This is a genomic window from Paenibacillus sp. JT31N11, from assembly GCF_056269285.1.
Window position 1 is genome coordinate 1 of the sequence record NZ_JBWDNQ010000013.1, and the last position, 24,106, is coordinate 24,106.

General features: G+C 52.0%; 21 protein-coding genes. 4 read left to right on the forward strand and 17 right to left on the reverse strand.

Annotated elements, in window-relative coordinates; all coding sequences use genetic code 11:
- Positions 1-483 precede the first annotated feature (483 nt).
- Positions 484-1,623, reverse strand: coding sequence for a serine hydrolase domain-containing protein (locus AC0YNV_RS30705; RefSeq protein WP_475771430.1), 1,140 nt, complete (start codon positions 1,621-1,623; stop codon positions 484-486).
- 186 nt (positions 1,624-1,809) lie between these two features.
- On the reverse strand, positions 1,810-4,602 hold the full coding sequence (locus AC0YNV_RS30710; protein ID WP_475771431.1) for a calcium-translocating P-type ATPase, SERCA-type: 2,793 nt from the start codon (positions 4,600-4,602) through the stop codon (positions 1,810-1,812).
- 157 nt (positions 4,603-4,759) lie between these two features.
- Here AC0YNV_RS30710 and AC0YNV_RS30715 point away from each other — a divergent pair, with 157 nt between their 5' ends.
- On the forward strand, positions 4,760-6,568 hold the full coding sequence (locus tag AC0YNV_RS30715; RefSeq protein WP_475771432.1) for an Rqc2 family fibronectin-binding protein: 1,809 nt from the start codon (positions 4,760-4,762) through the stop codon (positions 6,566-6,568).
- Positions 6,569-6,629: 61 nt separating this feature from the next.
- Here AC0YNV_RS30715 and AC0YNV_RS30720 read toward each other — a convergent pair whose 3' ends face one another.
- The 10 genes from AC0YNV_RS30720 to AC0YNV_RS30765 all read right to left on the reverse strand — a co-directional run bounded on the left by AC0YNV_RS30720 (position 6,630) and on the right by AC0YNV_RS30765 (position 17,622).
- On the reverse strand, positions 6,630-7,484 hold the full coding sequence (locus AC0YNV_RS30720; RefSeq protein ID WP_475771433.1) for a PHP domain-containing protein: 855 nt from the start codon (positions 7,482-7,484) through the stop codon (positions 6,630-6,632).
- On the reverse strand, positions 7,475-8,386 hold the full coding sequence (locus tag AC0YNV_RS30725) for a selenium metabolism-associated LysR family transcriptional regulator (RefSeq protein ID WP_475771434.1): 912 nt from the start codon (positions 8,384-8,386) through the stop codon (positions 7,475-7,477). The genes AC0YNV_RS30720 and AC0YNV_RS30725 overlap by 10 nt, the downstream gene beginning before the upstream one ends.
- 151 nt (positions 8,387-8,537) lie before the next feature.
- On the reverse strand, positions 8,538-8,975 hold the full coding sequence (locus AC0YNV_RS30730; protein ID WP_188992175.1) for a hypothetical protein: 438 nt from the start codon (positions 8,973-8,975) through the stop codon (positions 8,538-8,540).
- Between the two features lie 184 nt (positions 8,976-9,159).
- On the reverse strand, positions 9,160-9,423 hold the full coding sequence (locus AC0YNV_RS30735) for a YlbG family protein (protein WP_210039983.1): 264 nt from the start codon (positions 9,421-9,423) through the stop codon (positions 9,160-9,162).
- A gap of 24 nt (positions 9,424-9,447) precedes the next feature.
- Positions 9,448-9,909, reverse strand: a complete 462-nt coding sequence (locus AC0YNV_RS30740; protein WP_475771577.1) for a YlbF/YmcA family competence regulator — start codon at positions 9,907-9,909, stop codon at positions 9,448-9,450.
- Positions 9,910-10,070: 161 nt separating this feature from the next.
- Entirely contained in the window at positions 10,071-11,831 is a 1,761-nt protein-coding gene (locus tag AC0YNV_RS30745; protein ID WP_475771435.1) for a hypothetical protein, read from the reverse strand.
- Positions 11,824-13,554: a DNA repair helicase XPB gene (locus AC0YNV_RS30750; RefSeq protein ID WP_475771578.1), complete on the reverse strand. Its 1,731-nt coding sequence runs from the start codon at positions 13,552-13,554 to the stop codon at positions 11,824-11,826. The genes AC0YNV_RS30745 and AC0YNV_RS30750 overlap by 8 nt, the downstream gene beginning before the upstream one ends.
- Before the next feature lie 105 nt (positions 13,555-13,659).
- Complete coding sequence (locus tag AC0YNV_RS30755) at positions 13,660-15,480, reverse strand: FtsX-like permease family protein (protein ID WP_475771436.1); 1,821 nt, start codon at positions 15,478-15,480, stop codon at positions 13,660-13,662.
- 15 nt (positions 15,481-15,495) lie between these two features.
- Complete coding sequence (locus AC0YNV_RS30760) at positions 15,496-16,260, reverse strand: ABC transporter ATP-binding protein (RefSeq protein WP_475771579.1); 765 nt, start codon at positions 16,258-16,260, stop codon at positions 15,496-15,498.
- Between the two features lie 162 nt (positions 16,261-16,422).
- Positions 16,423-17,622 carry a M20 family metallopeptidase gene (locus AC0YNV_RS30765; RefSeq protein WP_475771437.1) on the reverse strand — a complete coding sequence of 400 codons (1,200 nt, stop codon included), beginning with the start codon at positions 17,620-17,622 and terminating at the stop codon, positions 16,423-16,425.
- Positions 17,623-17,854: 232 nt separating this feature from the next.
- On the opposite strand from AC0YNV_RS30765, the gene AC0YNV_RS30770 reads away from it, so the two are divergent.
- Both AC0YNV_RS30770 and ftsW read left to right on the forward strand, forming a co-directional pair.
- Positions 17,855-18,199 carry a YugN family protein gene (locus AC0YNV_RS30770; protein ID WP_475771438.1) on the forward strand — a complete coding sequence of 115 codons (345 nt, stop codon included), beginning with the start codon at positions 17,855-17,857 and terminating at the stop codon, positions 18,197-18,199.
- Positions 18,200-18,215: 16 nt separating this feature from the next.
- Positions 18,216-19,385 (forward strand): putative lipid II flippase FtsW, encoded by a 1,170-nt coding sequence (ftsW, locus tag AC0YNV_RS30775; RefSeq protein ID WP_475771439.1) that lies wholly within the window; start codon positions 18,216-18,218, stop codon positions 19,383-19,385.
- A 154-nt stretch (positions 19,386-19,539) separates the two neighbouring features.
- Here the strand turns inward: ftsW and AC0YNV_RS30780 are convergent, their stop codons facing one another.
- Positions 19,540-19,923 carry an Asp23/Gls24 family envelope stress response protein gene (locus tag AC0YNV_RS30780; RefSeq protein ID WP_475771440.1) on the reverse strand — a complete coding sequence of 128 codons (384 nt, stop codon included), beginning with the start codon at positions 19,921-19,923 and terminating at the stop codon, positions 19,540-19,542.
- A 176-nt stretch (positions 19,924-20,099) separates the two neighbouring features.
- Between AC0YNV_RS30780 and cax the strand changes: the two genes are divergently transcribed.
- Positions 20,100-21,161, forward strand: coding sequence for a calcium/proton exchanger (cax, locus tag AC0YNV_RS30785; protein ID WP_379113349.1), 1,062 nt, complete (start codon positions 20,100-20,102; stop codon positions 21,159-21,161).
- A gap of 145 nt (positions 21,162-21,306) precedes the next feature.
- Here cax and AC0YNV_RS30790 read toward each other — a convergent pair whose 3' ends face one another.
- The 4 genes from AC0YNV_RS30790 to AC0YNV_RS30805 form a co-directional block, all read right to left on the reverse strand.
- A complete protein-coding gene (locus AC0YNV_RS30790) occupies positions 21,307-21,594 on the reverse strand; it encodes an Fpa/YlaN family protein (RefSeq protein ID WP_188992183.1) in 288 nt (95 codons plus the stop codon).
- 137 nt (positions 21,595-21,731) lie between these two features.
- Positions 21,732-21,974: an HPr family phosphocarrier protein gene (locus AC0YNV_RS30795; RefSeq protein ID WP_475771441.1), complete on the reverse strand. Its 243-nt coding sequence runs from the start codon at positions 21,972-21,974 to the stop codon at positions 21,732-21,734.
- 88 nt (positions 21,975-22,062) lie between these two features.
- Complete coding sequence (locus tag AC0YNV_RS30800; RefSeq protein WP_475771442.1) at positions 22,063-23,178, reverse strand: aminopeptidase; 1,116 nt, start codon at positions 23,176-23,178, stop codon at positions 22,063-22,065.
- Between the two features lie 68 nt (positions 23,179-23,246).
- Positions 23,247-23,981, reverse strand: a complete 735-nt coding sequence (locus tag AC0YNV_RS30805) for a hypothetical protein (protein WP_475771443.1) — start codon at positions 23,979-23,981, stop codon at positions 23,247-23,249.
- Positions 23,982-24,106 lie beyond the last annotated feature (125 nt).

Here is a 24,106-nt window from a genome sequence, read left to right on the forward strand (position 1 = left end):
TTACGTCCCTTGCGGGACACACTTCCATTCCATGTACCTTTGGTACCTGGTGCCCCGTTAGGGCTTGAATAACGTTGGATGGACAGAGACGCTCCCTGGTCAGGTATGAGCGTGCAGCGTTTACGTCCCTTACGTGACTCACTTCCATTCCATGTACCTTTGGTACCTGGTGCCCCGTTAGGGCTTGAATAACGTTGGATGGACAGAGACGCTCCCTGGTCAGGTATGAGCATACAGCGTTTACGTCCCTTACGTGAGTCACTTCCATTCCATGTACCTTTGGTACCTGGTGCCCCGTTGGGGCTTGAATAACGTTGGATGGACAGAGATGCTCCCTGATCAGGTATGAGCATGCAGCGTTTACATCCCTTACGTGACTCACTTCCATTCCATGTACCTTTGGTACCTGGTGCCCCGTTGGGGCTCGAAACAAAACCCTGCTCCGGTTGTGGAACCGGGCAGGGTTTTGAGGGAGTTGCCGTGTTAGATTGGAAGATTTAGTAATTGTCTGATTTTAGTGGTTAGAAATATATCCGTTTCCTGCTCGCCGCGGTTATAGGTCATTCGGTTTTTGAGGATCGCGATCGCGAGATTATGCTCAGGATCGGCGAATCCAATCATGCCCCCGTTGCCGGTGTGGCCAAATGCGGACTGTCTGGAACCCATTGCTGTCAGTCCCACTTTGATTCCCCCAAGCCAGTATCCGAGCGCCTTGGGGATGGGGAGGCCCAGGAAGATTTCATCCGGCTGCTCGGTCTGCAGCCCGGTAGCTGCCCAAGACTGGGCAGGTGTAAGCAGCCTTACACCATCTACACCGTCTCCGATCAAGGAGGCATATATCCTCGCGAGCGCGTTTGCCGTCATGATGCCGTTGGATGCCGGCATGACGGCCTGATGTACGCTCGGTCCGTTCCAGGCTGACAAATTGTTGTTTGGCGAGACGGATGGCGGCAGCATTCTTTTCAACAGCATTTCATCCGGCATTTCGTCCCACGGCAGCGGCTCTCCGCTCAGCTTGGCAATCCGCGGCTCCGCCGCCTCCGGTGCACCGAAGTAAAGCTCCACCGATATGCCGAGCGGCTTGCAAATTTCCTCGCAGACAATTTGGGCAAACGGGCGGCCATCGGCCCGCTGCGCAATCTCGCCCAGAATCCAGCCGAAGGTAAAACCGTGATAGCCCGTTTTGGTTCCAGGCTCCCAAACAGGCGTAAGCCGCTCCACCTCCCCAATTATTTCATCCCAATCGCAGATCATATCCACGGTGCTGTTCTCGGGCATCTGGGGAATTCCCGCTTCATGACTAAGTACATGCCGGATCGTAATATCCTGCTTGCCGTTCACTGCAAATGCGGGCCAATAGTCTGCAATGCGGTCATCGTAATCCAGTTTCCCTTGCTGGGCCAGCATATGAATAACCGTTGCGGTGATTCCCTTCGAGCAGGACATTGCAACAAAGAGCGTATTTTCGTCCACCGGTTGGCCCGTCTTTCGGTCGGCTTTTCCAGAACAGGCATTGACGATCAGCACACCATGATGATAGACGGCCACTTGAACACCGTCTTCCCTCCCGCTGCCAGTCAATTCATCCAGCAGGCTCTGCACTTGATTTTGAATAGCTTCCATATCATCTCATCCTCTATAGTTTGGTTTTATTTAACATCTCACCACTTCTAGATTGAAGCATACACCCCGATTATGAACGGAATTTGAACGGAAACAAATCCCTCGCTCAAACCGAAAATATGCGCTTCTCCAAACAAAAAGAAACCGCACCCTCGCCGGGTGCGGCTTAATCAAAATAGTACGGGATCATCTCGTCAGTGTGCGGGAGCCTTTAAGCGGCCAGTTGCTTTTGTTCTTCTTCTCTGTGGTGCCAAGCACGCTGCCGATGCCCATGAGGAAGGTCGGAATGCCGGCTGCTACAAGCACCAGACACCAGTCGCGGAAGCCGAGCGGAACGGTTTTGAATATCGGCTGCAGCGCTTCGATATACAGTACTCCCAGCATCAGGAGCACGGACGACAGGACGGCAAGCAGCAGATATTTGTTTTGAAAAATATTGCGGTGAAAGATCGACCGCGAGCTGCGGCAGTCGAATACGTGGATCAGCTGAGCCATAACCAAGGTGGCAAAAGCAACCGTCTGAGCCTCCACTAAATTGGACGTGCTGCCTGGGTCCTTGTTCAAGGTAATCCAGAAGGCAGCCAGGGTGCATACGCCGATCAGAATACCGCGGCTGATGATTTTCCAGCCCATCCTTCTGGCAAATATATTCTCTTTGGCAGAGCGCGGCTTATGCTGCATCAGATCCTTCTCGGCCTGATCCACACCCAGCGCCATCGCCGGCAGGCCATCGGTAACCAGGTTCACCCACAGAATCTGGATGGGCACCAGCGGCAGCGGAAGACCGGCCATCATCGCCAGGAACATCGTGAGAATTTCGCCTACGTTCGAGGCAAGCAGGTAGCGGATAAATTTACGGATATTCTCGTAGATCCCCCTGCCTTCTTCAATAGCTGCTACGATTGTGGAGAAGTTGTCGTCACTGAGCACAAGGGAAGCCGCTTCCTTCGACACATCCGTTCCCGTGATGCCCATCGCAATTCCGATATCCGCCGCTTTGATTGCCGGCGCGTCATTGACGCCGTCGCCGGTCATCGCGACGACATGGCCCTTGCGCTGAAGAGCTTTGACGATCCGCAGCTTGTGCTCGGGGGATACACGCGCATAGACATAGATGTTATCGACGAGACGATCAATCTGTTCTTCGCTCATGGCTGCAAGCTGCTGGCCGCTGATGGACAAGCCGCCCCTTGGCATGATGCCCAGCTGGCCGGCAATCGCTTCTGCCGTAAGCTGGTGGTCTCCTGTAATCATCACCGTCTTGATTCCCGCTCTGCGGCAGGTTGCAATCGCCTCCCGCACCTCGCGCCGCGGGGGATCAATCATTCCGCTCAGACCGACAAAAATCAGCTGGCATTCAACGTCGTCTTCGACCTCCGTAGCGTCCTGCGGCCGCAAATCGCGGTAAGCGAACCCCAGGACCCGCATTGCGGATAGCGCCATCGCTTCACCTGCATCCGTTACCTTCTGCTTCAGCGTTGAGGTGAACGGAACGACTTTGCCGTCCCACAGCACATAAGCGCAGCGATCCATCAGCATGTCCGGCGCGCCCTTCGTGCAGATCAACCGTCCTCCCTGATGGGTGACGAGCACGGACATGCGCTTGCGTTCGGAATCGAAGGGATATTCCTTAACCCGTTTATAAAGACCTTCCATTGATTTCATCGTGATGCCCAGCTTCGCGGCAAGTACGGTCAATGCCCCTTCGGTAGGATCACCCTTGAGCACCCATTCTTCATTGACAGCCGTATCTTTGCCTTTCTTGCGCTTGATGTCCGGATCCACCTCGACCTGCGACAAAGCAGCATTGTTGCAAAGAGCTGCGATTTGCAGCAGCCGGCGCAGCGACAGATCATGCTTCGTATCGAGTGCATTCCCGGATTCCATAATTGCGCCAACCGGTTCATAACCCTCGCCGGTTACCTGCATCTGACGTCCGCCAATCCACAAATTTGTGACCGTCATTTTGTTTTGTGTCAATGTACCGGTTTTGTCCGAGCAGATTACGGATGCGCAGCCCAAGGTCTCAACGGATGGCAGCTTGCGGACAATCGCCCTCCGTTTGATCATGCGCTGCACACCAAGGGCAAGCGCGATGGTCACGATGGCCGGAAGCCCCTCGGGAATTGCGGCGACAGCCAGGCTGACTCCCGCGAGGAACATTTCGTAAGCAGGCTGCCCGTGCAGGATACCCGCAAGCACCACAATAACAGTCAAGCCAAGCGCGACAACGATCAAAATTTTGCCCAACTGCTCCAATCTATGCTGCAGCGGCGTCTCCATGGAATCCGTTTGCTGGATCAAATCGGCGATTTTACCCATCTCGGTATCCATGCCGGTTCGAATGACCAAGCCTCTGGCTGTACCCCGTGTGACCATAGTTCCCATGAAGCCCATATTGCGCTGATCCCCCAGCGGCAGATCCGCTTCATTAATTGGCAGGCTGTGCTTCCCGACCGGAACCGATTCTCCGGTAAGAGCGGATTCCTCCGCGTAACAGCTGTTGGTTTCGATGAACCGGATATCGGCCGGAATCCGGTCCCCGCTCTCCACCAATACAATATCGCCTGGAACAAGCTCGCTTGCAGGCAGAACGATAACCGTGGATCCCCGCATGACCTTTGCAGCCGGCGCTGACAGCGCCTTGAGGGCTCGCAGCGATTTTTCCGCCCGGTATTCCTGTACAAATCCGAGAACCGCATTTATGACAATAATGGCTACAATCGTGATCGCATCCAAATATTCGCCAAGCAAGCCTGAGATCAGCGTTGCGCCTATGAGCACAAGCACCATGAAATCCTTGAATTGGCCAAAAAACAGCTTCCAGGGTGAAGCTTTCTTTCCCTCCGTCAGCTCATTGCGCCCAAAACGGCTGAGTCTGTCTGCTGCCTCTTCCGGCGTAAGACCGGTCTCCAAGGATCCTTGAAACGACTGTGCCAGCTCATCTGTCCCCATCTGATGCCACTTTCCTTGTTCCATGCCCTGTCTCCCTCCCGTTACTTGCCGCCCGGCGGACAGCCTATATTGCCTAAATGTATTCGGACAACCTGCAAAATATCCCAACGGGGGCTTAAGTTTTTGTCCCAACTATGGCATGATAGAGAGATGAACCATTACAAAGGAGATTTGAACACGCATGGCTTTAGACGGTATTGTCACCCGCGCGATCGTAAACGACCTGCAATCCTGCATCGGTTCGCGCATTCATAAAATACATCAGCCCACCGACCATGACCTGGTTTTTCAGATTAAAGGCAGGGGTTCAAACAGCAAGCTGCTGCTTTCTGCAAATCCCACTTATCCCCGGGTCCATTGGACGGAGCAATCCTTTCTTAATCCAACCCAGGCACCCATGTTCTGCATGCTGCTCCGCAAGCATTGTGAAAGCGGTCTGATCGAGGATGTCCGCCAGATCGACAATGAGCGCATTATTCATATTGACATACGCCAGCGGGATGAGCTCGGCGATATTTCCTTAAAAACCATCATCATCGAAATCATGGGCAGACACAGCAATATCATTCTGATCGATGCCGCTACCCGGATCATCCATGACGGCATTCATCATGTTACGCCGGCAATCAGCAGCTTCCGGATCGTCATGCCGGGTGCAGTGTACGCTGCGCCTCCGGAGCAGGATAAGCGTGATCCGATTACCGTTACAACGGAAAGCGGGTATGCCTCCATCATCGAAGCCCAGGCTGCCAAAGTGCTTCAGCGGCCGGAAGATACTGAATTCAGTGATAAGCCGCCTGCTCCCCCCGCTGTTCTGGCACCGGACAAATGGCTGGTGGCAGCCTTCAGCGGAATGAGTCCGCTGCTGGCCAAAGAAATCGTTCACCGCAGCGGGATCCAGGCCAAGCTGAGCGATGATCCTATGGTCCTGTGGCCTGCATTTGACCAAATGATGAACACGTTTCACGACCAACAGTACGATCCGCAAATCATTACAGATGAGACTACCGGAAAATCGGCATTCTCCGTGACTGCGCTTACTCATTTAACAGGCATATCTGAGAGCTACGATACAATCAGCTCCTGCCTGGAAGCCTTTTATGGAGATAAAGCAACCCGGGACACCGTGAAGCAGCGCGTGTCGGATCTGATTCGCTTTCTGCAAAATGAGTACAACAAGAACGTGAAGAAATTGGAGAAGCTGCAGGAGACGCTAAACGATGCTCAGGACGCAGACAAATTCCGCATTCTCGGCGAGCTTATCACCACCTATATGCATCAGATTCAGCGGGGCGATGAGTCGGTGGACGTTGTTGACTATTATGACGAGGAGCAGCGGACGGTCACTATCACGCTTGATAAGCAGCTCACCCCGTCGCAAAATGCGCAGCGATATTTCAAAAGATATACCAAGCATAAGAACAGTCTGACGGTGGTAGGCGAGCAGATGGATCAGGCGCAGGAGGAAATGCGATATATCGCTTCCCTGCTGCAGCAGCTGGAGAGCGCTACGCTGTCGGATATTGATGAAATACGCGAGGAATTGGTCGAACAGGGGTATTTGAGGGACCGCAGCAAGCGGGGGACGAAGAAGCGCAAGCCGACCCGGCCCGCACTGCTGTGTTACACGTCCTCGGAAGGAATTCCGATTTATGTGGGCAAGAACAATACACAAAATGAATTTTTGACCAATAAAACAGCCTCTGCGAACGAGACCTGGCTGCATACCAAGGATATTCCGGGCTCTCATGTCGTTATCCGCGCAGCCGAATTTAACGAACAGACGCTGGAGGAAGCAGCCATGCTGGCGGCCCATTACAGCCAGGCGCGGTCATCAAGCCAGATTCCGGTGGATTACACACTGATCCGGCATGTGAAGAAGCCCAGCGGAGCAAAGCCGGGATTTGTTATTTACGATCATCAAAAAACGCTCTTCATCACACCGGATGAACAACGCTTAAAGGCTCTGCCATCGCAGATCAAAACTTAGATTGCCGCCAATCGCGCCACGACTAAAGAGACAAGTCGCGGCGCTTTTATTCCGCTGCAATTTAGAGGCTGCCTCTCCTGACCGGATCAAGCTGCTTCAGCACATCCACATGCACCGTGCGGTTCCCGATCGGCCCGTGGAAGACTTCTTCCTCACGCTTGCCGTGATAATCGGAGCCGCCTGTGATGATCAGCTTGTACTTCTCAGCTAATCTAATGTACCTGATTTCATCCTCGGGCCCGTGATCGGAGTGATAGACTTCAATTCCCTGTGCGCCATGGCGGATAATTTCTTCCACCAGCACATCATCGCCATACAATCCGGGATGGGCAATAACGCTTGTGCCCCCAGCCTCCCGAATCCAATCGATGGCCTCGAAGGGATGAAGCCGCGGCGGATTCGCGAAGGCTGCTCCGTCGGAGGCGAGATAACGGTCGAATGCCTCCTGGATCGAAGCGACAATCCCTTTGGCCACCAATAAGGAGGCCATATGGGGCCTTCCGATCGTTCCGCCCTCCTTGCCCTGCTTCCGGGCTTCCTCCACCACTTCTTCCAAGGTGATGGAAATCCCAAGATTGCGGAGCTTCTCGATAATCATCAGATTCCGGCGGTCCCTCGTCTGAAGCAGACTGCCGAGCTTGAGGCGCCAGGACTCGCTCTGCCAATCCGTATAATAACCCAGAATATGAATATCGCTGCCGTTTGCGGCTGTGCTGATTTCTACGCCCGGAACGACGATCACACCGAGCTCTTTACCCGCCTCGATCGCTTCCGCGATGCCATCGACCGTATCGTGATCTGTTATGGCGATTGCTGCAAGTCCGGCCTCCTTGGCCATGCGCACGTTCTCCCGGGGCTGCTGCAGTCCGTCGGAAGCGGTCGTATGGCTGTGGAGATCAACGCGGTCTATAGCCATTGCTGAAGATCCCTTTCACGCAGAAAAGTAAGAAAAGTAACCGCGGAAATAGGCAGCAGCGCGGATTTGAGATAAATCGAATAGAATTGGCGTTTGAAGCTGGCGTCCGTAATTTGAATCGTATGAATAAGACCCAGTGCAACCTCATGCTTGACGGATGATCCGGATACGAAAGAAACGCCAAGACCTGCTTCGACGGCCGATTTCACGGCGCCGGTGCTTCCCAGCTCCATCACGATCTTCAGATCAGCGGGATCGAAACCCTTGTTCCTCAGCTGCTCCTCCATTACAAGCCTTGTCCCCGAGCCCTGCTCCCTGAGCACAAATGGATACTCCAGCACATCGGCCAGAACCAGCTCCCGGGCACCGGCCAGCGGATGGGATTTGCCTACAATAAGCCTCAGTTCATCGCTCATGACCGCCTCCATATGCATGTCCGGATGATTGACAGGCGCTTCAATAAGACCGAAATTGAGCTGATGGTTCAAAATTTCCTCCATGATTTGTGCGGTATTCATCACCTTCATGCTGATTGAAATATGGGGAAATTCCTGGCCGAACGGTCCGAGCAGACGGGGCAGAATGTATTCGCCGATGGTCAAACTGGCGCCGAGCTGCAACCGGCCCTTCAGCTGTTTCGTAAATTTCGACATCGAGGCATCCGTATCCCGGATCAGATCGATGCTGCGCTGGGCAAACGGCATCAAGGCTCTGCCCGCTTCCGTCAACTCGATTCTCTTGGTGGAGCGCTGAAGCAGCTTGGTGCCAAAATAATCTTCCAGCGACTGGATCTGCATCGTTACAGCAGGCTGCGTCATATGAAGCGCTTGTGCAGCAGCCGAGAAGCTCCCCCGCTCCGCCACGGTATAAAATATATGGAGCTGGTGAAAATTAAGCGCCATCCCATTCATCCTCTCTCTCATTAAAATTCATTATACAACAAACCATGCAAAGAGTATCCAATGCCAAATCATGAAATAAAGGCGGTTCCACAGAAAAAAGCATACGCTCTTTGGAAGCGCATGCTTATTATTTAAACAAAATATGCGGCGATTATTTCCGTTTTCTGCTGTTTTTTATTAAGGTCATTCGCCGGGAATGTCTCAGCCAGGAATAATACGATTTCAGATCGCGTAGTTCAATGGTCTCGGACATCCGCCCGAGAAACGTGACGACGATCATCTTGTGGAGCGGATTGCCGGCCAAATCGGTTTCTTTATCCAAAGTGGCGAATTCCGCTACAAATACCAGATCGTCATCGATCAAATAAACATCCTGCTCATTGCGATAATAAGGCTCAATACGTCCCTGCTTCAGACACTGCCACATGAAATCGGCGATATCCTCAAATCCGGTTTTTTCACTTTCGACGCGATCCGCCCAGCGAATTTTGGCATGGTTCGTGATGACGATATCCGCTACTTTCTTGTCCCCTAACACGACATGAAATGATTCGTAGGTGCTCCATCTCTCCGTCGTCTTGTCTTTCATCGCACGATCCACCCCTCCCCAGGAAGTAGGCCTTATTAACTATGTTTATAATTATATCCATTGTAGCATGCATGTCCAATAATACAAAATAAAAATAAAGCTGCACCAATACTGGTACATTATGGATATAGAAGTTTAAAAAAACAGCTTCCGCTCCGTTGACCGGTATCGGAAGCTTGTGAGATCACAAACTGTAAAACCGTGTTTTGTCAGGAACATTGCGCTCATACTCGGTCTTGATTTCGTTCCGGTAAGAACGTTCCGTCTTCTTCACGAAAGGCAGCCGTTGAATGTTGCGGATAATCTCTTCTTCCCGATCGCTGTTCATGTACATCACGACATAATGCATTTTCCTTGAAATATAATGGATGTTGCCGTATTTCTCCAATGAACGGGCCGATTTGATATCATTGACCCAAATAATATAGCCGGTACGTTCTGAAAACATAGCTCGCGATCGTCCTCCTTTTCCTTATCCGCAGCCTCCGCCGGTGCTGCATCCGCAGGAACCGCCTCCGCCGCAGCCTCCGCCGGAAGATTCGTTGCCTGGCACCTTGATCGTTTCGGACACGGAGCCGGCGATCTGTTTGGCAATGTCATGAAGCAGCTCATCCACCGCTTGCTCCGCGATTTTGTAGCGGGTCACGCATTCAATCGCCGCAAGCTCTTTCTCGATGGCTTTCACTTTATCCTTCGCCTCATGAAAGTTGGGATGGAACCGTCCAAACCGCTGGCATTCATCGAAGAGCTCCTTGGCTTTCTCGAACTTCCGGATCAGCGCCTTGACTTCCTGGCTCTGATCGACTTCTGTTTTCCAGTATGCATATTCGGCAACTTCCGCCGATTGATTAATCATGTCGCCTATTTCATAAGCGTTGATGAGCAATGCTGCCATATCGAGCGAGGGCGATGGATCGGGAACGAAATCAAGCATCGCACCGCTTCCCGCAAACTCGGCAGGCTCAGTCATTGGTATCGCTTGCACTGTACCCACCCCTTTGGTATGAAGGTTAGGCTTTCGCCTACTTGCTATCATACCATAATAGGTTTCAAGAAGAAACGGGGGCTTTTGCCGCCTGATCCAAGCCCTGGCCCTCAATCGCTTTCCAGCGGGATGACCAGCATCATTTCCCCCCACATATCCGGTTTCAGACGAAGCGGAGAACGCATATCCGCATCATCCCCATGAATGTGGCCGATAACGGCCCACTGCCCGTCGTAATCCTGGATTTCATGGGGCACAAACAGCTGCAGACCGTCCTCGCGCTGCAGCTTGACTGCCGTTCTCCAGCTGAGCGCTTTCTCCAGAAGTTCCCTGCGGGTTGAGACATGATAAGATCTTAACTGCTTCACCCACATGGAGGACACCTCCTCAAGCCCGCCAAACAAGGACCTGATTGAAGGCACTTCAGTAAGCAGCTCATAGGCATGAAGCGCACAGGGATCCTGAAAATAAAGCTTGATCTCTGGCGGATGAACTCCATCAAGCGGCTGGCAGGCTCTAGTCTCCATATTCTCCGTGACGTTATCCTGCTGCATCCACCCTTCAATGGCAAAGCGGAGAGGCTCCGGCAGCGGCTGATCCGCCGCCCGCTCCAGCATGGCAATGACATCCCCGCAGGTAAACCTTCGTTCCATCGCTTTGACAGCCGCTTTTTTGGTTACCCGATAGATCGTAATCACTTCGACGACTTTGCGTTCCCATACCATCTCCAGTTCCCATCTGACTGCCGCGGGCACATAGGCGGATACGTAAATATCTCCGTCAGGAGAGACCGCAATCGGCTCTGCAAACTCCTTGGCACACTGCGTCTGCACTAAGTCAGGCGAAATAAGCCATCTGAAGAACCCGCCGCCGCTCGCTGTTGTCATCAGCTCCATATAACCGCAGGCTTTCATCAGACCGACCCATCGCAGCATGGGCGTCAGACCTTCCTTGTCCCCCGTGAAGGCGTGTTGTTCAAGCTGCTTCTCCACATCGGAGATCTTATACCATTGCCCGCTTGCCAGAGCGGCTGTGACTGCAGCAGCGCCCGCAATGGCGCTGTCAAGAACCGCGTATTGTTCGATGACGAGCTGCAGCAGCCCGGACTCCCTCTGCTCTCCTGTAAGCTCAAACCACTCCTGCAGACGGCCGGAATGCAGTCTGAACGCATCTGCATCCTCGCTTAGCCACCCTTTACGGGATGCAATCTCAAGAACAAATGCCAGCGGGAGCGGGTATTCGGCAAACGGAACTGTTTTTAAACCTATCAGGGACAGGTCGCGTGGTTGTACGGCCATTTGGCTGCTGCATTTTTCAATTGTCCTTTTGGTCAGCATTCCTTTGACCGTTTTGTGCATACCCGACCGCACCAGCTCAGCCAATGCATGAAGCAGCTGAAGTCCCAGCTCCGGGATATAAACATCATTCTCTTCGAAAATAATATCCGCATCCCCGACAGCGCCTGCTGCCGGGGGAATAAAGGATCCAAACAGCGTATGGTGCCAGGGCACAAAGGTATCGCGCGGCAGAAAATACAGCTTCTCGCCCCAACCTTTGCGTACCGCGAAAATAATGCCTGATTCGGCCAGCATAAGAAGCCCGATCCGATAATCCGCTCCTGCGATTCCCGGTTCGCTGAAGCCCAGCATCTGCTCCTCCTTGAAGGGCAACGCGCCAAACCTCCCAAGGATGATCTTGAGCGCCGCCGCAGCGGGCCGCGGCATAGACGACCAGGCGGCAGCCAGGCTCGGCTTGTCGCGCAGCGCTTCCGGCCAGGGCAGCGCAACTCCCGGCGAGGCCCACAAGGGAGCCGAGGCGTACCGCTGCAGCTCCGCTTCATTCAGACGGCTGGCAACCTGGCGGCTATTCATTGATTTTCCGCCTCTCATCCCACTGAACGTAGCTCTCACGCTTCCACTTGTTCTTATCCAGCCGCCAGTCGCTCACTTCATAATGATAGCCCTGTTCGAGCAGAAACAACTGTCGCTTATGCGCGAAATCCACTTCCTTGGTATCCTGGGAAACCAGCGTGTAGAACCAGGCATTGTTGTCGCCGGGCTTGGGCCGGAGAATACGGCCGATCCGCTGGGCCTCTTCCTGGCGGGACCCGTAGCTTCCGGATACTTGAATCGCCACCGCCGCATCCGGCAGATCGACTGCAAAATTCGCCACTTTGGAGACGACCAATACCGGAATGGCGCCTTCCTTGAACAAATCGTAAAGCTTCTCGCGCTCGGCATGGGGGAGCTCGCCTGTAAGCACAGGCGCCTGGAGGGCCTCTCCCATGGCATGGAGCTGCTGCAAATATTGGCCGATGACAAGCGCCGGCTTGCCTTCGTGCTTCGTCAGCAAGGTCCGGACCGCATCGATTTTCCTCCCATTCTCACCGGCAATGCGAAATTTGGATTTGGCCTCTGCCGCCTCATATTCCTGTTTTTCCGGCGTGGAGAGCGGAATGCGGATCTCAGCGCAGTGGACCGTGGCAATCCACTGACGGGACTCCAGCGTCTTCCAGGGCATGTCGAAACGCTTCGGACCGATAAGAGAAAACACATCCTTCTCCCGTCCATCCTCACGAACAAGCGTAGCCGTAAGCCCCAGACGCCGCGTGGCCTGCAGCTCAGCAGTCATCCGGAATACCGGAGCAGGCAGCAAATGGACTTCATCATAAATGATGAGTCCCCAGTTCCTCTCCTGAAACAGCTTCATATGCGTGAATTCATCGTCTTTCTGGCGGCGGGCGGTTAGAATTTGGTACGTCGCGATCGTAACCGGACGCACCTGCTTCGAAGAGGCTGCATACTCTCCGATATCGCTGTCATCCAGAGTTGTTTTATCAAGCAGCTCCGTTTTCCACTGCCTGACAGAGGTGACATTGGAGGTAAGGATTAAAGTATCACAGCCCAGGCTGGCCAATGCGGCAATGCCGATAACTGTTTTGCCCGCCCCGCACGGCAGAACGAGCACCCCGCTCCCTCCATCCTCTCTTCCTTCCCGGTAGAACAGATCCACAGCCAGCTTCTGGTAGTCGCGCAGCTGGAAGCCGCGTCCTCCCAGCGTCTGTTGACGCAGCTGGACGGGCAGGGACTCCCCGTGCCGGTAGCCTGCGAGATCTATGACCGGGTAACCCAGGCGGACCAGCTCCTGTTTCAGGCTCCCGCGGTTTTCCGGACTGGCATGACGCTGGCCCGTCTCCGCTCCTGCAGTCAGCAATGCGGAGATTGTGGCATCCTCCGCCAGGTTGCCAAGCAGCGTCTCGTCCCCGCACAATACGAGATCGCCTTCCTCGGACCGGTCAAGGGTCAGCTTGCCGTAGCGTTCCGTCAGCATGCGGATGCCGCTCGTTACTTTAACGGGCAGCTCGTACCGGCTGTGGGCGCCAAGAGCTTCGAGAATCTGATCGGCCCCCATCCCGGACGCTGCTGCATTCCAAAGCGACAACGGCGTGATTCGATAGGTATGAATGTCTCCCGGACGCTTGGTCAAATCGGCAAAACAGGACAGCTGCTCACGCGCCTCCTCTGCGTCCGGATGCAGATCATGAAGGAGCACGGTGAAATCGCCCTGTACAATCAAAGGCCGGTCCTTGCGCATAAACAAGCTCATCATCTCCTAAAAACATCGCTTGCGCGGCCGCTTGGGTACTGCCGGCGGAACGCAAACCATCATGTTCTTATAGTTTGAGATAATTTGATGTTTTTATACTTGTTTTCCAGGAAGAACTGCCCGTTTGTACAAATAGACCGTGAGAAAATAATAAATCGTATAGATGACCATAAAGATTACAAGCGGAATCCAGATCCGGTAATACGGATTCACCAGAATGAACGAGAACAAGTTCATTCCGACAAGCACATGGGACAATCCTACGACTCCTGGAATCAAAAACACCAGAAACAGTTCTTTATATATGGAAGCGGACAGCCTGCTCCGCCGCACACCGATCTTGTGCAGCATCCGGTATCGATTGACATCACGGCTCGCGCCGCTAAGAATTTTGAACATCAGACAGCTGGCCATCATCGCCAGGAAGGCGATTCCCAGGAAGAAGCCCATGAATACAGTCCCGCTGGCAAAGCCGAGCTTGCTTTGATAATATTCATTTTTACTCTGAGGATAATAACCGACATTTTCGTATTTCTTCGCTTCCATCTGGTCGAGCTGCTTCCATGTCTGTTTATTCGCGGTGAAACTCGCTGTCTTGCCGATCATGGCAACCTGACTGGCTGCTTCAATCTTATTGAACGCGCCGGAATCCACCAGCTGCATCTGCCCGATTTCTACGGCAGGAGGCTGCAGCTCATACAAGAAATTTATCCATTCTTGGGACAAAGAGCCATCATCCATTGAACCAGCCGCTATCTTGTCGGCCAGTCTCGTATATTGGTCCCACTCCTTCTTCGTGGTTCCGGTATGTGTCAGCGGACGGCCCTTCTCCATATCTTCAAGCAGAAAATATACCGTCTGGCCGTGCATCTTATAATGATAGGCATGCTCTTCGGTGAACGTTGTGCCGCTTAGAAGCTTTAGCTCTTCCGCTGTCGGGTTATGGATGGTGACATCATAGATTTTATAGCTCTCGGCAGCGATAAAAGCATTGTTCTGGAAAGCCATCCCGCCGGAAATCGCCCCTGCCGAGAGGGCAATAAGCATCGCAACTGTCGCCAGCATTTTGGTCAATCCATTGATCCGAAAGCTTAACTGCCCGAACGTGAAGGCATGAATTCCTTTATTCGCCTGACTCTTATCAGACTTCAAGCGGTTTATGAGGAGCGGCACCAGCGAGATAAAGATCAAATACGTCCCAAGAGTAGTCATGACTGTGGCCACCAGCAGCCCGATTTCCCTAAGCTGCTCCATAAACACCAGACATACATAACCGATCCCAAGCGCCAAGATACCTAACACGCTTATGAACCATTTTATCCGGCTCATGACCGGAATACGCTCCGGCTGCTTGTCCGCATGTATCAGCTGCAGAAGCCGCATGCGGGATAGCTTGGCATAATTCCACAAGGCGGACAGCAGAAACAACGCGATGAAGAAAATAATCGTAATGGCGATGGAGGGTCCGAATAACGGATGATAGCCTGCGAGATCCACATCAAGCTGCGACGCCATCAGCTGGCCGACCACGGCCGCAAGGCCGATTCCAAGAGCGATGCCAAGCAATAAAGAAATACCGCCCATGACCATATTTTCAATAAACAACAGCGTGTTAATTTTTTTCTTCCTGGCTCCGAGCGTCATATACATGCCGAATTCCCTTTGACGCAGTGAGAAGAGAAACGAGCTGGCATAAATAATATAAAAAAAGGTCACAACCGACAGCAGAAAGGAACCCATCAAATAAACCAGCTCTATATGATTGATTACCGAATTGCTTTTAATAAATTCCTTATTCCAGGCCAAAGTCTGGAACATATAGAAAATGGCTATCGCCATGATTAGACCCGCCAATAAGACAACATAATTCTTGAACTTGCTTGTCATGCCGGTTAATGCGAGTTTGATTAACACTCGGGCACCTCCTTTTTATTCATCCTGGACCGTGCCCCATTCCGCCAGAACATCAAGAATTTGTCTGTAAAAGATTTCCCGAGTCGTTGTACGGCGTAATTCCTTGTACATCCGGCCATCCTGTATAAACAGAATCCGGCTGCAATAACTTGCGCTGAAAGCATCATGAGTTACCATCATAATGGAGATTCCCTGGTTCTCGTTCAGACTCTTCATGACCTTAAGCAGGCTCATCGCATTTTTGGAATCGAGGGATCCTGTGGGCTCATCGCCAAGAAGGAGCGCCGGCTCATGCACAACCGCTCTTGCGGCAGCAGTCCGCTGCTTCTGCCCGCCTGAAATCTCCGTAGGGTATTTGTCGGCAATTCCTTCAATGCCTAATGTGCCGAGCACCTTATTCACTCTGATCCCGATTTCTTTGGAAGGCATGTTCTGCAGCGAGAGCGGAAGCGCCACATTCTCATAAACGCTCAGGTTTTCCAGCAAGTTAAAATCCTGAAAAATAAAACCCAGCTCCCGGGAGCGAAAATCCGCAAGCTGATCCTCTTTCATCCCCGCAATATCGGTTCCGTTAATCTTGATGCTCCCCTGTGAAGTGGAATCCAGCGTCGAAATCACATTAAGCAGCGTTGTTTTCCCTGATCCGGAAGGACCCATAACCGCCACAAATTCTCCCTTCTGAATCAAAAACGAAATATTATCCAACGCCAGAAATGGATGTTCATTTTTTTTCCCATATATCTTCTTAACGTCTCTGACGTCCACTACCGGCAATACCATCATTGGCGCCTCCTTTTCTATAAGCGGATTACTTGACTAGCCTGTTTATTATAGAAAATGATCCGTAAGGAGGTATTACGAAAAAATTAAGAATTATTAAGAGGTAATCGCAAAAAGACCCGGCGCACAACATCGCCGGATCACTTGGCTTGCTATAAATGATTATTCTTGTTTTGAAACATTAGCTGATGCATAATCCTCGGCCATCGCGATCATCAGTTTCGCCGAGACCAGCATCGACCGCTCGTCCACGTCGAATTTGGGATGGTGATGCGGGTAGACAGCGCCGCACTCCTCATTCCCGGCCCCGACAAACATGAAGCAGCCGGGAATCTCCTTCAGATAATAGGAGAAATCCTCCCCTGCCATAATCAGCGTTGATTCCCTTACTGCCTCCTCGCCCAGCCGGCGGCGGGCAACCTCGAAGAAACGCTCAGCCTCTTCGGAATCGTTTACTACCGTCGGATATCCGAAACGGTAGTCAAGCTCGGCTGTTGCGCCATGCATTTCTGCCGTTTGCTTGACAATCTGTTCAAGCCGCGCTTTAATCCGGCTTCTCGTTCCCTCATTGAAAGTGCGGACCGTCCCGGTCAGCCTGCAGCGCTCGGCAACCACATTTCCGGTTGATCCTGCATGAAAGGAGCCTATTGAGACCACAGCCGGCTCCAGAGGGTTTATATTGCGGCTTACTATCGTCTGCAGCGCCTGCACCATTGCCGAACCGACCAGCACCGCATCCACCGTCTCATGAGGCATTCCGCCGTGACCTCCGCGGCCTGTAATATCAATATAGATTTCATCGGGAGACGCCATCAGCGGCCCGCTGCGGGTTGCCACAACACCATAAGGCAGCGGTGTCCACAAATGCACGCCGTATATGACATCCACATCCGCGATCACGCCGCAGCGGATCATGCCGAGTGCGCCTCCTGGCGTCAGTTCCTCGGCCGGTTGGAACAGCAGCCGCCGCTCCCCCTGCAGCTGCGCGCGATTGGCACTGTAATACCGCGCTATTCCAAGCATCGTCGCTGTATGCGCATCATGTCCGCATGCATGCATGACTCCGGGAACCGTCGATGCATATTCGCATGATTTCTCATCCTGAATCGGCAGGGCATCAATGTCGGCGCGCAGCGCGATGACCGGCCCCGGTTGTTCTCCTTTGATCGTCGCAACCACGCCGTAACCGCCTTCGGTTCTTGCCACTTCACAACCGAATGCAGACAGCTGACCCGCGATCCATTCCGATGTTTCTTTTTCGTGAAAGGACAGCTCCGGATGCCGGTGCAGATATCGCCTCCACTGCACCATATCCGGATATCCGGTTTGCAGCATTGCGTCGATTTCTTCATTTGTTCCCATGCGCACAAACCTCCCTCGCTCACACCAGACTTATTCTCTACTGCTTATTGTACCAGAAGGATGGAAGGTGCTGAAAGTTGTTTCGCCGCTTTCGGCGATCATTTTTCGTAAAGCTGTCACTTTTGGCCTGCAGACAGCGCCAGAGTCAGGCTTGCACTAGTAAGTGAAAAATACTATCATGGATAAGAAGTAAGTACAGATACGTCCCTTACGTTTGAAGGAGGATCCATCCATGATTATTGAGAATACTGGCCTAAACGGCATGACAAGCGATCTTGCGCATCTCGACGAATCTGCGGACAAGCTCGGCTTCGTCCGTTGGCAGTGGGAATATTATCGCGCAACCTATGATTTGAAACTGGAAGACAGCGCCAACCGCGAAGACTACTTCTTGCGTTTTAATGTCCGCGCAATTGAGGGCAAGCTGGAGTCGCCGCACACCGTTCTGAAAGTGGAAGCCGTATACATAGGCAGGGCTACCTTTCCGCACGGGCTTGATTATGAATCAGCCATTCCGCAGCCGATCTTGAATGCGGCTACACAACGGCTGCAAGAATTAAAGAAACTACTCGCCTAACAGGCTTGTTCCTCGGATGAAACAAAAGACGAACGGCCTGCGCGGCAGGCCGGATTTTTTACTTCTCGTCCTGACTCTTGTGCTTGTCGGTTTTGGTCTTGTGATGGTTTTTAGCGCCAGCTCCAACACCGCTGTCATATCCGAGAACTACAACTATGACGCGCTCTATTTCACCAAACGGCAGCTGATCTGGGCGGTGCTCGGGACCGGGATCATGTTTATCATCATGAACATTCCCTACACCGTTTTCAAGAAGGCCTACATTCTTTATTTTGTACCCGTTATCATAATGCTTATGATTGTTCCATTCGTCAGTGAAGAAATCAACGGGGCGCGCAGCTGGTTCAATATCGGACCGCTCGGCATACAGCCGACGGAGTTTGCCAAGCTCGGACTCATTCTTTACCTGGGCTCGCTGATCACCAAGAAAGGCGAGAAGTTCAGGGATTTCAAAAAAGGGCTTGTTCCTGTGTTTATTGTCATCGGCTTTATTTGCGGATTGATTATGCTGCAGCCGGATTTGGGCTCTTGTATTGTTATAGCGGCATGCTCGATTATCATCATTGTAGCGGGCGGCGCCAACCTGAAGCAGCTCTTCCTTGCCGGCGTGGTCATTTCGCTGATTGTCGTTGCAGGGGCAAGCATCTCCATGATGAAGGATCCTACAGGCTGGAACTACCGGATCGACCGCTTTACGGCTTTTACAAATCCTGAGGCCGATGAGCTTGGCAGTACCTATCAATTATCGCGATCTCTCCAAGCCTTGGGCCACGGCGGTTTCTCGGGCGCCGGCTTTGGCCACAGCGTGCAGAAGCTGAAGTATCTGCCCTATGCTTACAGCGATTTTATCTTCTCGGTCATAGCTGAGGAATTCGGCTTTATCGGAAGTGTGCTGTTTCTCTTGTTTTATCTGGTCTTCCTCTGGCGCGGGCTCATCATTGCCCTGCGGTGTCCTGACAGCTATGGAACCGTTGTAGGTGTAGGCATAGTGGGCCTGCTCGCCGTACAGACCATCATTAATATCGGCGGTGTCACCGGTGCCATGCCGCTTACAGGCGTTACTCTGCCGTTCATCAGTCATGGCGGCTCCTCCCTGCTTGTTTCTCTGGCCTGCATCGGTGTGCTGCTCAGCATATCCCGCGAGCATGACAAGCCGGATAAGAGCAGCAACCGGTTCGCCAGCTAACTTGGTGAACCATTCTGCACCGGATTGGTTAAGATCCTCAAAAGCCGACAAGCGATGAGCCTTGTCGGCTTTTTTTTGTGCAGCCAGGAAAGCTCCGATCCTTCCTCCCGCCAGCACAAAAAAACCGCCCGGACATGGGACGGTTTCTCATGAATTATTTAATTCGGGTCATAGTTTCTTCCGCTTCGTTGTCTTCCTTGAAGGCAACGCCCTCAACCTTTAAGTTAACCTCCACGACATTCAGGCCGGTCATGTTCTCTACAGCCTCGCGAACATTATCCTGCAGTCTGCGGCATACTTCTTGAATCGGAATGCCATACTGCACTATAACACGCAAATCGATAGCTGCTTCGAGCTGTCCAACTTCGACGGTTACACCCTTTTGAACATTTTTACCGCTCAGCCGTTTGGCAAGACCCTCTGATATTCCGCCCGACATAGCGGCAATCCCTGGAGTTTCAAGCGCAGCCAGCCCCGCGATGGTGGCGACTACATCATCTGCAATTCGAATAATGCCGGTAAGAACTTCATCGGACATGCCACACACTCCTCTTTTCCAATATGCTTCCATTGTAAATGAAGCGAACTGGCGAAGCAAGATTATAATGAGTCATGTTGATTAAGTTTAGATGTCAGTTTACATGTCCAGTATTTTCCGCTATAGTGTTATCAGATTTCCACTTACCCCATCCAAAGACGAGGTGTTCAGGAACGTTGAATCAGAAATTGTTTTTCACAGCATTGATTGGTTTGTTTGTACTTAGCGGCGTCGCTCATTACGCCCATTTCGGAACAATTGCCGAATTTATCATTTCCGCGATTGCCATCTTGTTCGTGGCTGGATTTCTCGGAAAAGCGACCGAAAGCGTGGCCCACTACGCCGGACAGCGATTAGGCGGATTTCTGAACGCTACCTTCGGAAACGCAGCAGAACTTATTATCGCGATCTTCCTGGTCAAGGAAGGATTATTCGATATGGTGAAAGCCAGCATCACCGGCTCCATCATCGGCAATTTGCTGCTTGTGCTGGGTGCAAGCGTCTTTCTCGGAGGATTGAAATTCAAGGAACAGCGATTCAATGTACAATTGGCCAGCCACAATTCATCGTTGATGATACTGGCTGTTATCGCTCTTGCCATCCCGGCTATCTTTATTTCAAGCGAGCATTTCTCCATCGAGCATAGCCGGACGCTCAGTCTTTCCATCGCCGGACTTCTGATTGTGGCTTATATCCTGTGGCTGGTGTTCTCGATGATCACCCATAAGGACGTACTGGCCGACGTGGAGGAAGCAACGCCGGATCATGGGGAGCAACCCGCCTGGTCCAAGCGGACCTCTATTCTCTTCCTGGTGATCGCTACGGTTATGACCGCATTCGTCAGCGAGTGGCTGGTCCACACGCTGGACAGCCTTACCCATAAATTCGGCTTGTCGGAGCTGTTTGTCGGCGCCTTCGTCATCGCCATTGTCGGCAATGCCGCGGAACACAGCGCAGCCGTCATGCTGGCGATGAAGAACAAGATCGGCGCTGCAGTGGAAATTGCCGTGGGCAGCAGCCTCCAGATTGCCTTGTTCGTTGCTCCTGTGCTTATTTTCATCAGCCTATTATTCGGCAATACGATGGATATCGTATTTACCCCCATTGAATTGGCTGCTATTGCCGTAGCCGTCTTTATTGCCAAATCAATAGCCCAGGACGGGCGGACGAACTGGTATGAAGGATCTCTGTTGATCATCGTATATGTCATACTCGGGTTTGCCTTTTATCTTGTTTAGCGCCAATTCCCTTTGCCGCACACGAAGAAGACGCTCTGCAAGCTTGCGGAGCGTCTTCTTCGTTATCCGTTTAAACAAGTGGCCTTGATATCGGAGAACCGCCGGCAGCTGGATTGAAAACAAAAAAAAACCGCGTTGCCCGCGGCTAAACCTTGTTATTCATAGCCTCATACAGCTGTGCCAAATTGCGCTCAAGCTTGCTGATAATCTCTTTGCCAATCACTTCGGCAACAAGCCCTGCCCGAATAGCAAAATCGATTTCCCTGGAAAAGCCATATATTTGCGTGTCCAATACCTCTTCGTAGAGGGGACATTTTCTCGTGGCCAAGTTTTCCATTTGCACTTCGATCAGCTTCTCAATTTTATAAGCATCTTCCTGAAGGAGATTGATCGCTTTTTGATGTAGATGAATGAGAACATCGGATGAAGACATCGTACTCCCCCTTGTGCGTCTAGCTATCGCCCTTGTTTATCTTTATATTAGACGAAAACGGGACAATGTACAAGGTCAAAACGACAAAAGCGCTCCGCCAATTATTCGGCGAAGCGCTTTCTTTTTGATTTGGTTGGCTATTCGGATAGAATCTTGATGTCCAGGCTGTGTTTTGCAAACACTTCTGCCATGGCTGCTTTGGCATCGTCCGCATCCGGACCGTGAACATGAAGTTCATAGGAATGTCCGCCAACCAACGTAGTGAATAGACCGAGAATGCTTTTAACGTCAATATATTTATTTTCGGCTTGTAGTACGATGGACGAACGGAATTTATTCGCCGTCTGTGAGATGTCAACGATTGCTGCATTGTTGGACATGTGAATCCCTCCATTTTTAGTTGCATTTGCTATAATTGCTGTAGCTGCATTCATCATAACCCGATTTCGTATCACAGACAAGGGGCTTTTATTTCAAATTTTCGGGATTCAGCGGTTCCAATTCAGGTACGACAAACCTTCCATCCTTGCGAATAAGACGGTCATCGAAGTATACTTCTCCCCCACCGTACTCCGGACGTTGAATGAGCACCAGATCCCAATGAACCGCAGAACGGTTGCCGTTGTCTGTCTCCTCGTAAGCCTGGCCGGGTGTGAAATGAAGGCTTCCGGCAATTTTCTCATCAAACAACGTATCTTTCATCGGATGTAAAATGTAGGGATTAAAGCCCAGACTAAACTCCCCGATATATCTTGCTCCCTCGTCGGTATCCAGAATTTCATTCAGCTTCACCGTGTCGCTGCTCGTTGCTTTCACAATCTTTCCCTTATCGAAAGTGAAGGATATGTTCTCGAAAGTCACTCCGGAATAAACGGATGGCGTGTTATATGTAATCGTTCCTTGCACCGAATCGCGCACGGGTGCCGAGTAGACTTCACCATCCGGAATATTGCGCAGACCTGCGCATTTTACCGCTCCGATTCCCTGAATGGAGAACGATAAATCCGTTCCAGGCGCCACCAGTCGGACGTGGTTCGTCTCTGTCATCAGCTTCTCCAGCGGATCCATCGCCCTGTCCATTTTGGCATAATCCAGATTGCATACGTCAAAATAAAAATTCTCAAACGCTTCCGTAGGCATATTGGCGAGCTGGGCCATCGAAGCGTTCGGATAACGCAATACCACCCATTTGGTATGTTTTACACGTCGTTCAAGATGTATCGGATGGCGGTACAATTGATCGTACAAGAGCATATTTGCACTTGGGACATCGGCCAGTTCATTTACATTTTCTCCGGCACGAACCGCGATATAACCATCCATCGCTTCCATGCGCTTCAGATCGAATGATGCCCACAGTTCCATCTGCTCTTTGGTTGCATTTTTGAGCAGCGCACGCAGAACAGAACGGTCGCTTGTTTCGACAAAAGGACGTCCGCCCCGTTTGGCAACCTCTTCTATTAAACATATCGCGAGCTCGCGCTCCGAACCTATCATGTCGATCAGAATGTTCTCTCCTGGCTGAACATCGACGGAATAGCCGGCCAGATTGGCAGCCAGCGCTTGCAGACGCGGATCACGCATGTAAGTTACCTCCTGTTTCTTTTTCTATAATCCTACCACTTTTTTAGTGACTCTGCACGAGCAGTGGTTCATTTCTGTTTGGCATCGGACAATACCTGAAAGGTAATATCTGAAATTCTGGATTCCTGCCGCTGCTCGCCCTGCGTCTTATAGCGCAAAATCGTATGTTCCTGAAGCCGCAAAGGCAGCAAGCGTTTCTTATCCACAATCAATTTATAGGTGGAACTGACCTGCAGCGTAGACAGCATGTCTTCAAGCAACCTGCCCGATCGGGTTATTTCGGCCTGCCATTCCTTTTGGAAACTGGCTTCGGTCTCCTCTTTCGTGCTTTGCTGCCGGATCCCGCTTCCCGCCGCAAGCGGCATACTGTTCTGCAGATCCTTGAATTCGCTGCGCAGCTTGGCAGTCCACTTCTCCGCAGCCGCCTTCTCCTCCGTCTTCACCAGCAGCACAGCAGTCGTGTTTCCCGATTCTGCCGGCACGAGTTCTGCAGCGCTTGCAGTGTCCTCAATCTGTTTCAGCAGCTCCAGGGGATGGATGACGTCCTCCGAAGAGCCGATATCGCTTGATTTGACTTCCAGCCGTTCATGATCCTTCACTGTGCCTTGAAACGACAACGGTTTTATGACCATCCCGTCCCCTGTTGCAATATTCGTGGTGCCCTTGAACGTATAGTGATCGACGCCGGACAAACCCGATACCGTCAGAGCAAGCAGCTCCTTGGGCGATCCGTCCTCTACAGATGAAGCGCAGCCTGCTGTCACTGTCAAGCAGAGAACCATTATGGCAAAATATTGTTTCATCCTTTTCTCTCCTCATGCAACAAAGTCTTCTTCAAGAATATCCTCTGTTGATAACGCCCACTTTATGCGGCCTGCCGGCGAATAACGCAAAAAAGGGGCAGCTTCGGGCTCTGACAGCCCTTGCT